Here is a 12,735-nt window from a genome sequence, read left to right as displayed (position 1 = left end):
CAATGGTTTACATTCAAATATTGCCTTTAGATTTGCAATCTAAGCAGCTATTTATGTTTACGCTATATCAAAACGGTCTGCATTCATTACTTTAGACCATGCGGCGATAAAGTCGTCAACAAACTTTTGTTTGTTGTCATCTTGTGCATACACTTCTGCATACCCCCGAAGAATCGAGTTAGAGCCGAATACCAAATCAACCCGCGTTGCAGTCCATTTAACTTTGCCACTATCTCGCTCACATATTTGATACAGATTTTTGCCTGCTGGTTTCCAGGAATAATTCATATCTGTCAAATTGACGAAGAAGTCGTTAGTTAACGCGCCCTCTTGCTCAGTAAATACCCCGTGTTTGGTATTATCGTGGTTAGTACCAAGTACCCGCATGCCGCCAACTAATACTGTCATTTCGTGGGCGTTTAGCCCCATCAATTGAGTACGGTCTAGCATTAACTCTTCCGCGCTCACGGCATAATCGTTTTTAAGCCAGTTACGATAAGCATCATGAATGGGCTCTAGCACATCAAATGACTCAGTATCGGTCATTTCAGCTGTAGCATCACCCCGACCTGGCGTGAATGGTACTGATACATCACTACCTGCAAGCTTAGCCGCCTTTTCAATACCGACATTACCAGCCAGAACAATGACATCAGCCATGCTTGCACCGCTTTGTTTTGCTATTGGCTGCAATACCGCTATCACTTTAGATAAGCGTGCAGGCTCATTACCCAGCCACTGATTCTGTGGCGCCAAACAAATACGAGCGCCATTAGCACCACCACGAAGATCAGATGACCTAAAGGTTCGCGCACTATCCCATGCTGTGGCGACCATTTCGCTGATTGTTAAATTACTGGCGGCAATCTTGTCTTTAATCGCCTGAATATCGTAGTCAGTTTTACCTGCTGGTACAGGATCTTGCCAAATTAAGGTCTCTTCTGGCACATCAGGGCCAATGTAGCGAGCTTTAGGTCCTAAATCACGGTGGGTTAATTTAAACCAGGCTCTAGCAAACACATCAGAGAAATATGCAGGGTCTTTGGCAAATCGTTCGGTGATTTTACGATACTCAGGATCCATTTTCATGGCCATATCGGCATCGGTCATAATTGGATTACATTTAATCGATGCATCTTCAACGTCAGCAGGTTTGTGCTCGTCTTTTATGTCTACAGGTTCCCACTGCCAGGCGCCTGCGGGGCTTTTCTTAAGCTGCCAATCATAATTGAGTAGCATGTCAAAGTAGCCGTTGTCCCATTGGGTTGGATGAGTTGTCCATGCGCCTTCTATGCCGCTGGTGACAGTATCACGGCCTATACCACGTTTGGTTTTATTTAACCAGCCAAAGCCTTGGTCTTCAATCTCAGCACCTTCAGGCTCAGCGCCTAATAATGAGGCATCGCCATTACCATGGGCTTTACCTACAGTATGACCGCCAGCAGTTAGTGCTACCGTTTCTTCATCATTCATTGCCATGCGGGCAAAGGTTTCACGTACATCTTTAGCTGTTTTAAGTGGATCAGGGTTGCCGTCTACGCCCTCAGGGTTAACATAAATAAGCCCCATCATCACAGCGGCTAACGGATTGGCTAACTCACGGTCTCCTGAGTATCGGCTATTCGCGTTATCAGAAGGTGCTAACCACTCTTTTTCAGCGCCCCAGTAGATATCTTTCTCTGGATGCCAAACGTCTTGACGACCAAAGGCAAAACCAAATGTTTTCAATCCCATAGATTCATAAGCTATGGTGCCTGCATAGGCAATTAAATCGGCCCAACTTAGCTTATTACCGTATTTTTTCTTGATCGGCCAAAGTAGACGGCGTGCTTTATCCAAGTTACCGTTGTCTGGCCATGAATTGATTGGGGCAAAACGTTGATTTCCCGTACTGGCTCCGCCTCGACCATCGGCAATTCGGTATGTTCCTGCAGCGTGCCAAGTCATACGGATCATTAGTCCACCGTAATGGCCCCAATCCGCTGGCCACCATGATTGGCTGTCAGTCATGAGTAAGTGAAGATCTTTTTTAAGAGACTCAACATCGAGATTTTTAACTTCGTCTTGATAATTGAAATCAAGTCCCATCGGATTGGTTTTGTTGTCGTGTTGATGAAGAATGTCTAGATTTAGCGCTTTAGGCCACCACTCCATATGTGACATATCACTCTGTGTCGCGCCACCGTGCATAACTGGGCATTTACCTGCTGACATTGTGTGTCTCCTATTAGTTACTTAAAAAGGCATTTAATTGTGCTGCGTCAGTAACATTGAAACTCTTCTTTTTAAATCACTTACTTAAACTCACGCACTAACTTAGCAGCTATATACTTAATAACATGGGGTTAGGATCAAAAAAACCAACCTTTATCAAGTATTAAGCTTAGTTAATGCGTTATGAATTTCAATATTTCTCTACTCAACCACCATGTATAGACCATTCAACCGATTAAGATAGCCAATTTAATTAGACCAAAGTCTACTTTTGTTGTAATTTTGCGCTGTTCTCGGTTCATTTAGGCACAAAGCAATGGAATACCAGATAACTTTTCTGTTACATTGATTTAATCTTCAAGCGCAACAACGAATATAAAAGCCATGAAGCTAGAAAATTTAAGTATCATTATTGCCGACGACCACCCCTTATTTCGTAATGCCTTGCGACAAGCTTTAAGCTTAGCTTTTAATAACACCCAATGGTTTGAAGCTGACAGCGCAGAAGCATTACAAAAATTAATGGACTCAGCCGAAGTCCCTGTTGACCTTATTTTGTTAGATTTACAAATGCCGGGTTCACATGGTTATTCGACGCTTATTCATTTGCGCAGTCATTACCCTAATATTCCTGTTGTGGTCATTTCCGCACATGAAGACATCAATACCATTAGCCGTGCAATACATTATGGTAGCAGCGGTTTCATCCCGAAATCGTCATCAATGGAAACCTTAGCAGAAGCCCTAAATGCCGTTTTATATGGCGATATTTGGTTGCCCGCTGGCACCCAAATTTTACCAGTAAGTGATGATCCGACAGACCAAATGGCCAGCCGTTTATCTGATTTAACCCCGCAGCAGTACAAAGTATTACAAATGTTTGCCGAAGGATTATTAAATAAGCAGATTGCCTATGACTTTGGTGTGTCAGAAGCGACCATTAAGGCCCATGCTACGGCTATTTTTCGTAAACTCGGGGTTCGTAATCGCACGCAAGCGGTTATAGCGTTACAGCAACTGCTTATGGATAAGGTTAATTTATCTTGATTGAGTTAGCGCTTTTACCCTTTTCTCAAGCGTGTGAAAACAACAAACAACCCATTTTAGATATTATTGCGCCACGGTTAATTAACCCACTTCATTTATTGGAAGTGGGAACTGGCACAGGTCAACATGCGGTATTTTTTGCCCGTCAATTACCGCATATTTGTTGGCAAGCCAGCGACCAAGTCGTTAACTTAAATCATATCAATGCCCGTATTGCGCACGCTAATATCATTAATTTACCCGCAGCAATTGCCTTGGATGTTAGTCAGCAGTGGCCTAAGCAAATATTTGATGCTATTTATACTGCCAATACCTTGCACATTATGAGTAGCAAGCTAGTTGAAGCTTTTTTTGTCGGTGTCGGGCAAGTAACTAAAGTAAATAGCCAAGTATTTATATACGGGCCATTTAACTATAACGGACATTTCACCAGCGACAGTAATGCCAATTTTGAACAGTGGCTTAAACAAAATGATCCCTCAAGTGGAATACGAGATATTGAATGGATACTCGAATTAGCCAAAGCACAGCAATTAATGTTAATTGACGACTTTAGTATGCCTGCCAACAACCGTTTATTGCATTTTATCAAGCGATAATTTCCACAGTTGAATAACTTACTTTTTTGAATAAAAAACGTTAACTTACTACAAAGCCTTAAAACACCACGAAGTTGAACACAAGGAAATGTATTATGGGTTCAGTGACCACCAAAAAACATCAAAATGGTCTTGATTATGTCGAGGTCAGTACCGATTTATGCCAAGCACGGATCTTTCTTCAAGGGGCACAAATTGACCAGTTCACCCCGACTGGCAAAGCACCATTATTATGGGTATCAGCAGCAGACGATTATCAAGTAGGTAATGGGATCCGCGGCGGTATACCCGTTTGTTGGCCATGGTTTGGTATGAGTGGCAATGACGGATTTCCTCAACACGGTTTTGCCCGTACTCGGCTTTGGAGTCTTGACTCTATCAATATGCACGATGAAATAGTGGATTTGATATTTAGCCTAAAGCTCACAGAACAAGACCGCCAATATTGGCCACATGATACCGAAGTTAAAGTGCTATTTACCCTAAGTGATACTTTATCCGTCAGTATCGTTAATAAAAATAATGCTAACTATCCTGTCAGTTTAACCCAAGCACTCCATACCTATTTACCTATTAATGATATTCATCAACTGTCAGCCACAGGTTTTGACGGTTCTAAGTATATTGAATTTGGTGAAGGTCCTTATCAACAACCCAATGATAAAGTGAACTTTGATAAAGAAACAGATCGAGTTTACACGGATTTATCGCCAGTTCAGCACTTACACATGCCAACTGGGATTATCGAAGTTAGCCGAGAGAACAGCCAATCGGCAGTATTGTGGAATCCGTGGATAGAAAAGTCGACTCGCCTTTCTCGTTTTAAAGCAGATGACTACCTCACTATGGTATGTTTAGAAGCCGCCAATGTATTAGATGACAAGGTGACCTTATCTCCCGGCGAAACCCATACCCTAACAACTCATATTCGCTGGGTTTAAACGGTTAATTCTGCATTAATTCAACAATAGATAACATTACTTTTAAGCCAGAGTTTGATACGCTGGCTTTTTATTTAACTTCTTGAAGTGTTAATGATTAAAGGCATATTCACCGTTAAGCGAATATTACTACTTTTACTGCTGATGATTATCGGTGCAGCTTGGTATGTCAGCCAAAATATTCACTCTATCAGTGTCAAGGTGCTCAACAAACTGTTATCAACCTATGATATTCAAGTACTGAACTTAGACACACAGTTAATATCGATAAATCAACTGCGCATTCCTCGGCTTATCTTACAAATAGAAGACAGTTACATTTCCATACAAGGTTTTGAACTCACCCTAACAGACACCCTTGCCATAGCAAAAAAACAACAACTCGATCCCAGTGACATTGTTAAGTTGAGTAGTAAAAGCGTTTATGTTGATTTAGGCGCTAGCTTTTTTAACCGTCAAACTCAGCAAAAAACCGAGTCCAGTGCAGCATGGCAATTAGTATTTAACCACATCCCCGACATTGATTTAGGTGAAACGATAATTCGCTTACCCGCTTTGCCCGCTGCCGGACCTGAATTAACCACGGCTAATGGTGTTGTAACTCATTTTCGCCACAGTTTAAAAATGGATACATTTACTCTTAACCCACAAGGCGCTTTATCTACCCTGTGGCGATTCGATGACAATGAATTATTTAACGTTAATGCGCAAATAATGCCAACACAATTGCACTTGTCCACCAAATTGAATCTCAAACAAAGTCAGCTGGGATTAAATGCATTATCAGACTATCTCACGGCCGCTATTACTTCGCTTAAAGCTAAGAGAAGTGAGCAGGAAACATACGGCATGATTGTTGGAATCCAACAACAATTAGCCACTGTTTTAGCCCCTCTTAATCAATATCAAATTGATATTGATGGTAATTGGCATGCCGATACCCAAATTAACTTAACCAATAATGAAATTTATTCGGTTAATCATTTCAGCGCACTCAAAGTTGAGTCACAAAAATTTGAGCACTTAGCATTTAATGTACCTGATGACTTTAAAATAGAAGTGGATGTTAAACAACAACCTGTTCCTGCAGGTATAAACCAAGGTGCGCAAAATATTTTTGCAGCCAAAATCGATATAGCGCCATTTGAACAACAAATCAGTTTTAATCAACTTCAGCTTAGTCAACTTCTTAAACAGTTGTTTGCGGATAATATCGCGTCTCAGCTTAATGCGTTTATTGACGGTCTAAAAGTTGACTCGCGCGACGCCACTAGCCAGATTGGTTTAGTGGTATCAGTGCCTAAACCAAGTTTATTGTGGTTACCTTTAGCGGCATTAGAAACAGATGAACATTCAAATGATAATACTAGCACTGTAGTGCCAGTCAGTTTTTTCACACCTGAAATTATTGCCAGTGTCTCAGGCGGTATTATCGACAACACCTTTCGCCTAACTGATGTTCAGGTCAATGATTTAGGCGAAATCCATATCGCCCCTTCTGTTGAATTAGACATCACTCAAGCAGTTGATATGGTGAAGCTATTTGCGCCATTAACCGAGTCCCCCTTAGCACTAACATTACCCTTTAATGAATTCACCTTGTCTAAAGCACGCGTAACCTTTGAAGCAGAATTTGAACGTTTATTAAATAGGCATAATAACAGTGAACAACATACGCTAAATAAAGACTTTACTGATAAGCTCATTATTATGCCTTCAAGCCAAATTTTAATGTCTCAGTTATATGTGAATAAAAATAACTCCGCATTAGAATCGACCATCGCCCAAACGAGCTCACAAAGCTTTACTAGTACAGAAATGAGTATTCAATTTCACCAACAAAGTAAACTTGAATCGACAACAGGTTATACTCAGCTAACGTTAGCCCCATTACAACTTGAACTGCAAAAAGTTAACGCTGTAGCAATCGATTCCATGGGTAAAAAGCAATCATTTTCTGCTAAGAGTGCTCAATTTGATTGGCTGCCATCAACTCATTTTACATGGCAAGTAAACACAACTAACAGCCTTATTGATCAATTCCTTGCGCAAAGCAGTCAATATAAAATTAGTAGTCAATTAGATCATATCAAACTCAGCCAGACACTCCCAAAACAGCGAAAACAGACGTTACTTAATTTAGATAATGTCAGTTTAAAACAGCAAACATCTGTAGATAAAGGCTTAATTCAAAGCCAAGAACAATGGCAATTTGATAATATCAATGCCACCAGCCAACACTTCTTTCAGCCTAAATCTCAATCGCTAGCAGGACAATGGCTGCTAGAAACCGATATTAGCCAAGCATTACCTACCATAGGTAAAAATCAGCCTATTGCACCAGGTTTAAACATCGCAGGGCGGGTTAAGGTAGCGAGCAGCTATTCAATGAGAGAGCAGGATGGAATCCAATATTTTGAAATGTTAATTCAGCCTCAGCTGACCGATTTAAACCTTGATTATATCGACTATTATATTTCAGACTCTTGGATCAATACTCAATGCCAATTTAATTGGCAACAACACATTGAAGATTCAATATCAACAAGTCAGCTAACATGCCCTGAAACCAACATTAATATCGCAAAAGGCCGTGCAGGATTACTGTTTAGCAATTTGAATTTACAAGCTAATATTGAACTCAACATGGATCCGACTAAGCCACTGAATAATTGGTTACAAAAGCTAACAGGACTGAGTGAAACAGATATCAAAATGACCCTTAGAGGTGATGCTTTGGGGGGCCAATTTCTTGTGCCAGAGTTTGTATTCAAACTGCATGATAAATCCCATGGCTATTTACTGTTACAAGGCTTAAGCCTTGAACAGTTGCTCGAGCAGCAACCGCAAGTGGGTGTGTATGCTGATGGCTTGTTTGATGGCGTTTTACCCGCCGAATTTATCAACGGTGAACTGACTATCTCAGATGGACATATAGCCGCACGACAACCTGGTGGCCTAATTAAAGTGGATAATAATGAAGCCATTGAACAATTAAAACAATCGCAGCCTTATCTGAACTTAGTCTTCGGTGCTTTAGAACATTTAAACTATCGTCAGTTATCGGGTAAATTTGCAATGCGCTCTAATGGCGATGCACAAATTAATGTTGCCATTAAAGGTAAAAGCTTGGATATTGCTCGGCCAATTCATCTTAACTACACCCATGAAGAAAATTTGATTCAATTGTACCGCAGCACCCAAATTGGTAATCAGCTACAATCGAATATAGAGAAGTCCGTTAAATAAGGAAGACACTGTGAAACTTGCCGCCCTGTTTGCTTCAACTTTGATGTTAATCAGCTTAGTTTCAGCCTGTACGCCCACGGTTAGAATTGAGCCATCAGATAAGCCTATTGTGATCAATTTAAACGTTAAAATTGAGCATGATATTAGAATAAAAGTGGATAAAGAACTCGATAATTTATTAGAAAACGAGCAGCTATTTTAATAGGAATTTAATATGAAATATACCTTACCCGCCCTATTAGTTAGCTTACTGCTCAGTTTCAATGCATCGGCGATGACGTTACAGGATGCTAAAAATAATGCACTTGTGGGTGAACAAATTAACGGTTACCTGGCGGTAATAACAAGCTCTGCCGAGGTTGAGGCATTAGTCACTGATATTAATGCTAAGCGTTTACAACATTATCAACGTATAGCTCAAAAGAATGGCCTCAGTACTGCCAGCGTAGCAAAACTCGCCGCAGAAAAAGCCATTGAAGCGGCTAACACAGGCCATATCTATCAGGATAAAAAAGGCATATGGCAAACTAAGTAAAGACACAAATACTTTGCCATAACCACTGAGATAATTTTTAATTTAACTACCGAATCAAATTAACGCATCAAATTTTTCAATAAAAAAGCCCAGAAACTTCTGGGCTTTTGCTTGAAACATCCTAAATCAAACCGGATTAACCACATCTACAAAATGATGAGTTAAGCCAAACTTATCCGCTAAATGCTGACCTAAAGCCTGAATACCATAACGCTCAGTTGCGTGGTGGCCTGCTGCAAAATAATGAATATTTTGCTCCATTGCACTGTGGTAAGTTCGCTCTGACACCTCACCACTGATAAATGCATCTACACCCATCTTAACGGCATAATCAATATAGTCTTGCGCCCCACCAGTACACCAGGCAAGGGTATTAATAGGTTTACTGCTATCGCCAATATGTAGCGCTGGTCTTTTCAACACCTGACTTATGTGAGCATTGAACTCGCTGGCACTCATGGTTTGCATTAAATGACCATGCCATAATAAATCTTGCGGAACATTTTCACAAACAGTTGGATTTAAAATACCTAGTTGCTGTGCAAGTTGCACATTATTACCGACACCATGATGAGCATCTAGCGGAAGATGATAGCCAAATAAGTTAATGTTATTATCCATGAGTGCTTTAATGCGTTTGTATTTCATTCCAGTTAATACTTCAGGCTCATTTTTCCAAAAAAAGCCATGGTGAACCAAAATAGCGTCGGCGTTCAAAGCAATGGCTTGTTCTATTAATGGTTGGCAGGCTGTCACCCCAGTCACAATTGTGCGAATAGCGTTTTTGCCCTGCACTTGTAATCCGTTTGGCGCATAATCTTTAAATTTTGCGACATTCAAAAACTCATTTAAGTAAGTTGACAAAGAATGACGATCTATTTCGTTATGACTCATGGTAGTAATCCATTATTGATGCTGGGTTAATCATATTATTTTACAGTATCTGCTAATCAAGTGACACCCTGTAAAAAGCATGAAAAATGATTCATTTGAGTACCTTAATGCTTAAGACTAAGATGAATTAATATTTATCAATGGTGTCAGGGACGGTATGTGAAACATTTATCACGATTTGGGATATTAATGCTCTGTATTTTGGCTACGTTAGCCTGTTATGCAATGGGATTTTCATCTGGCATTGCCGCTTTTATAGGTTTAGGAATATTATTCGAGGTGTTGTTTTGGGGACTTATCATTGTTAAAAGGCGTGGTTCAAGCAGACAAAACAACACCTAAAATACCAACAATAACAAATACTGCTTAACATAAAAAACACCCTAAATTGGACTTTTGTGTCATTTAACCTATAAAATTAGCTCAAACCAAAAAGTAAGTTAGCTAAAAATAGGTTAAATTATGACAACATTATCAAAGGAAGACGTTATTAGTTCATTGCAGGCTGCATTAGAAAAACAGTCAGGTACTGCAGTTAACATCGAACAATCTGGAAGTTGGTATAAAATTGATGGCGGAAAATCAGTTCGTTTTAGTGAGCTAGAATCAATGCTAGCAGCAATGGATAGTGGTTTACAAAGCGTCACGAAGGTGGCAACAAAATCCGCAGCTAAAAAAGCCACCGTGACAAAAGCAAAACCAGCTGCCGCTAAAAAAACCTCTTCTACGACAGTTAAATCAGCTCAAGGGAGTGAAGGTTCAGGCTTAAGCCCAAAAGAGCTATGGCGTGCAAAACTTGAAAATGCCAAAGGTAAAAATACCTTACCGCGTGGTTTTTAAATTGATTTAAATTCCAACAATAAAGGCGCTTTATGCGCCTTTGTTATTTCTAAACGTGATATGTTTAAATAGATTACATTGCTAAAGTTACATCGCTACATCAACTCGAACATAACCCTGTAAGTAAACAACTCTGACTTCATCTCCGGCTTTAAACACCATTCCAGGGTCTAAGTCTTGAATGATCATCACTTGAGTACCGTCTTCTTGTTTAATCATCATTTCAACTAATTTGTACTCAAGATAATATTCTTGACTACCATATTGGTTTGCAATTCCACCACCTAATAGTGCCCCAAGTACTGTGGCAACATCTTGTCCGGAACCACCACCAAATTGATGACCAATAACCCCGCCAATAAGCGCACCACCAAAAGTTCGCCACCCTTGGTTTTTATCGGCGACCAGTTGTTTCTCGGTAATATTTTTAACCGATTCAATATAACCATAGAGTACTTTTTCTACGGGTACTGCTTGGTTTCTGTCGTAAGCTGACAATACTGGCGAATTTACGCTGCCGAACAGAAATATGAACAGTAAAAAACCAGATAATTTACTCGCTGAGATGTTCAACATACGCTTTTTCCGTTAACTTAATAAGTAAGGTCTATATGCTAACTATAATCAATTGTGAAATCACTGTCTTATTTAAATGAGTTAATTAATTTTCCCCCACCAGAACAGGCCTTATCTGAACCTAACGGCTTATTAGCTGTAGGGGGGGATTTATCTCCAGCAAGATTATTGGAGGCGTATTATCATGGTATTTTCCCCTGGTTTAACGTAAATGACCCAATATTATGGTGGTCTCCTAATCCAAGAGCAGTATTTACTCCCAAAATGAATTTTGGCAGTAAAAGTTTAAAAAAGTATCTAAAAAAAGTACCTTGGCGATATACCATCAATCATGCTTTTTTGGATGTGATGGCAGGATGCGCTCAGCCTCGAGCCGATCAAAATGGCACCTGGATCACCCCAGAAATTCAAATGGCTTATTACGAGTTACACTTACAAGGGTTCGCCCATTCGTTTGAAGTATGGGACGAAGATCGGCTAATTGGTGGCCTATATGGTATTCCAATAGGTAAGGTGTTTTGCGGTGAATCGATGTTTCATCGGCAAACCAATGCCTCAAAAGCAGCATTTACCATGTTAAATCAACATTTGGCAAAGCATGATTTTGCGCTTATTGACGCTCAATTAGTTAACCCACACTTGATTAATTTAGGCGCAGAGACAGTTAATAGAACCTCATTTTTGACGACTTTAAGACAAAATAGAGAACAAGATGTTTCACCTAATATATGGCTCAAGCAAGAGGTAAAATTTGAATTCTAAATCTGTCACAGTAGGAATTAGTAAACCTTTTGATTGCAGCTATATCGTTGGTAATCAAGAGCAACTTCTGGTTATTCAAGAGTCTCATCTTGATGGGCAATTGTTTGAACAATTACTCGCGATGGGCTTTAGACGTAATGGGAATGCGATTTATAAACCGCGTTGTCCTGCTTGCCAGGCATGCCAGTCTATCCGTGTGCCCGTGCAAACATTTATGTTGTCAAAACGTCAAAAACGCACCTTAAAAAAAAATCAACACTTGCATTGGAAAGTGGTTGAAAACAGCACTCCTGCTCATTATGCATTATATGACCGCTACATAAGTGCACGTCATCACGATGGGCCGATGTACCCACCTTCACAGGCTCAATTTGATGATTTTTTATTGTGTGATTGGCTACCATCAACCTTTATAGAACTCTACGATCAAGATAAATTGATTGGCGTTGCTGTCACAGATAATCTTGCCCACAGCTTATCAGCAATTTATAGTTACTTTGATCCAGACTATGAAAAAAATTCATTAGGTTCTTTGATGATTTTAATCCAGTGCCAGCTGGCAAAATCCCTAGGTAAACACTTCATCTATTTGGGTTATCAAATCGATGAAAATCGTAAAATGTCTTATAAGCGCCAATATCGCCCTTACCAAATATTAACTGCTGACGGTTGGCAAAATGAAGAGCAAGTTAAGCCGTTATCTTGTTAACGGCCTTTACAGCAAGGCGTTTTTGCGGCATGATACGCCCGATTTTCATATTTGAAGGCTAATGGGATAATTTATTAATGGCGAAAGAAGACAACATTGAAATGCAAGGGACTATCCTTGAGACCTTGCCCAACACAATGTTCCGCGTAGAGCTTGAAAATGGACATGTGGTGATAGCCCACATTTCTGGCAAAATGCGCAAAAACTACATCCGTATTTTAACGGGTGATAAAGTCACTGTTCAGTTGACTCCTTATGATTTATCTAAAGGACGTATCGTCTTCCGCGCACGTTAATGATTATAGTTTTCGTATGAAAAAAACCGACTCTTGTGTCGGTTTTTTTATAGTCACTTTTACGATAATGTAG

At 39.9% G+C, this 12,735-nt stretch carries 14 protein-coding genes; 11 read left to right on the top strand and 3 right to left on the bottom strand.

Annotation, left to right across the window (positions count from 1 at the left end):
• Window positions 1–57: 57 nt before the first annotated feature.
• Entirely contained in the window at window positions 58–2,214 is a 2,157-nt protein-coding gene (katG, locus tag ACRWQL_RS18770) for a catalase/peroxidase HPI (RefSeq protein WP_434951559.1), read from the bottom strand.
• Window positions 2,215–2,598: 384 nt separating this feature from the next.
• On the opposite strand from katG, the gene ACRWQL_RS18765 reads away from it, so the two are divergent.
• The 6 genes from ACRWQL_RS18765 to ACRWQL_RS18740 all read left to right on the top strand — a co-directional run bounded on the left by ACRWQL_RS18765 (window position 2,599) and on the right by ACRWQL_RS18740 (window position 8,585).
• Window positions 2,599–3,261, top strand: a complete 663-nt coding sequence (locus ACRWQL_RS18765) for a response regulator transcription factor (RefSeq protein ID WP_434926376.1) — start codon at window positions 2,599–2,601, stop codon at window positions 3,259–3,261.
• Window positions 3,258–3,860: a DUF938 domain-containing protein gene (locus tag ACRWQL_RS18760; RefSeq protein ID WP_434951557.1), complete on the top strand. Its 603-nt coding sequence runs from the start codon at window positions 3,258–3,260 to the stop codon at window positions 3,858–3,860. Before ACRWQL_RS18765 ends, ACRWQL_RS18760 begins: the two co-directional genes overlap by 4 nt.
• A gap of 95 nt (window positions 3,861–3,955) precedes the next feature.
• Window positions 3,956–4,801, top strand: coding sequence for a D-hexose-6-phosphate mutarotase (locus ACRWQL_RS18755; RefSeq protein WP_434951556.1), 846 nt, complete (start codon window positions 3,956–3,958; stop codon window positions 4,799–4,801).
• 93 nt (window positions 4,802–4,894) lie between these two features.
• A complete protein-coding gene (locus ACRWQL_RS18750) occupies window positions 4,895–8,050 on the top strand; it encodes a YdbH domain-containing protein (RefSeq protein ID WP_434951554.1) in 3,156 nt (1,051 codons plus the stop codon).
• A 43-nt stretch (window positions 8,051–8,093) separates the two neighbouring features.
• Window positions 8,094–8,252 carry a YnbE family lipoprotein gene (locus tag ACRWQL_RS18745; RefSeq protein ID WP_226415897.1) on the top strand — a complete coding sequence of 53 codons (159 nt, stop codon included), beginning with the start codon at window positions 8,094–8,096 and terminating at the stop codon, window positions 8,250–8,252.
• A 12-nt stretch (window positions 8,253–8,264) separates the two neighbouring features.
• Window positions 8,265–8,585 (top strand): YdbL family protein, encoded by a 321-nt coding sequence (locus tag ACRWQL_RS18740; protein WP_434926380.1) that lies wholly within the window; start codon window positions 8,265–8,267, stop codon window positions 8,583–8,585.
• Window positions 8,586–8,711: 126 nt separating this feature from the next.
• Here the strand turns inward: ACRWQL_RS18740 and ACRWQL_RS18735 are convergent, their stop codons facing one another.
• On the bottom strand, window positions 8,712–9,464 hold the full coding sequence (locus ACRWQL_RS18735; RefSeq protein WP_434953431.1) for a Nif3-like dinuclear metal center hexameric protein: 753 nt from the start codon (window positions 9,462–9,464) through the stop codon (window positions 8,712–8,714).
• A gap of 174 nt (window positions 9,465–9,638) precedes the next feature.
• On the opposite strand from ACRWQL_RS18735, the gene ACRWQL_RS18730 reads away from it, so the two are divergent.
• On the top strand, window positions 9,639–9,821 hold the full coding sequence (locus ACRWQL_RS18730; protein ID WP_434951553.1) for a hypothetical protein: 183 nt from the start codon (window positions 9,639–9,641) through the stop codon (window positions 9,819–9,821).
• A 120-nt stretch (window positions 9,822–9,941) separates the two neighbouring features.
• Entirely contained in the window at window positions 9,942–10,319 is a 378-nt protein-coding gene (locus ACRWQL_RS18725; protein ID WP_434951551.1) for a hypothetical protein, read from the top strand.
• An 87-nt stretch (window positions 10,320–10,406) separates the two neighbouring features.
• Here the strand turns inward: ACRWQL_RS18725 and ACRWQL_RS18720 are convergent, their stop codons facing one another.
• Window positions 10,407–10,895 carry a glycine zipper 2TM domain-containing protein gene (locus ACRWQL_RS18720; protein WP_434951549.1) on the bottom strand — a complete coding sequence of 163 codons (489 nt, stop codon included), beginning with the start codon at window positions 10,893–10,895 and terminating at the stop codon, window positions 10,407–10,409.
• Window positions 10,896–10,949: 54 nt separating this feature from the next.
• Between ACRWQL_RS18720 and aat the strand changes: the two genes are divergently transcribed.
• The 3 genes from aat (at window position 10,950) to infA (ending at window position 12,662) form a co-directional block, all read left to right on the top strand.
• Entirely contained in the window at window positions 10,950–11,657 is a 708-nt protein-coding gene (gene aat / locus ACRWQL_RS18715; RefSeq protein WP_434951547.1) for a leucyl/phenylalanyl-tRNA--protein transferase, read from the top strand.
• On the top strand, window positions 11,647–12,366 hold the full coding sequence (locus ACRWQL_RS18710) for an arginyltransferase (protein ID WP_434951545.1): 720 nt from the start codon (window positions 11,647–11,649) through the stop codon (window positions 12,364–12,366). The genes aat and ACRWQL_RS18710 overlap by 11 nt, the downstream gene beginning before the upstream one ends.
• A gap of 77 nt (window positions 12,367–12,443) precedes the next feature.
• A complete protein-coding gene (gene infA / locus ACRWQL_RS18705) occupies window positions 12,444–12,662 on the top strand; it encodes a translation initiation factor IF-1 (RefSeq protein WP_011496276.1) in 219 nt (72 codons plus the stop codon).
• Window positions 12,663–12,735: the final 73 nt, after the last annotated feature.

This window comes from Shewanella sp. HL-SH4, from assembly GCF_051164845.1.
GTDB classification, from domain to species: Bacteria; Pseudomonadota; Gammaproteobacteria; order Enterobacterales; family Shewanellaceae; genus Shewanella; species Shewanella glacialimarina.
The sequence above is the reverse complement of the archived record's forward strand: the minus strand, read 5'-3'. Positions and strand labels throughout refer to the sequence as shown.

Coding starts and splice junctions, on each gene's coding strand:
- ACRWQL_RS18720 (WP_434951549.1), bottom strand. CDS start 10,895: ATGTTGAACATCTCAGCGAGTAAATTATCTGGTTTTTTACTGTTCATA.
- ACRWQL_RS18745 (WP_226415897.1), top strand. CDS start 8,094: ATGTTAATCAGCTTAGTTTCAGCCTGTACGCCCACGGTTAGAATTGAG.
- ACRWQL_RS18765 (WP_434926376.1), top strand. CDS start 2,599: ATGAAGCTAGAAAATTTAAGTATCATTATTGCCGACGACCACCCCTTA.
- katG (WP_434951559.1), bottom strand. CDS start 2,214: ATGTCAGCAGGTAAATGCCCAGTTATGCACGGTGGCGCGACACAGAGT.
- ACRWQL_RS18755 (WP_434951556.1), top strand. CDS start 3,956: ATGGGTTCAGTGACCACCAAAAAACATCAAAATGGTCTTGATTATGTC.
- ACRWQL_RS18725 (WP_434951551.1), top strand. CDS start 9,942: ATGACAACATTATCAAAGGAAGACGTTATTAGTTCATTGCAGGCTGCA.
- ACRWQL_RS18740 (WP_434926380.1), top strand. CDS start 8,265: ATGAAATATACCTTACCCGCCCTATTAGTTAGCTTACTGCTCAGTTTC.
- infA (WP_011496276.1), top strand. CDS start 12,444: ATGGCGAAAGAAGACAACATTGAAATGCAAGGGACTATCCTTGAGACC.
- ACRWQL_RS18750 (WP_434951554.1), top strand. CDS start 4,895: ATGATTAAAGGCATATTCACCGTTAAGCGAATATTACTACTTTTACTG.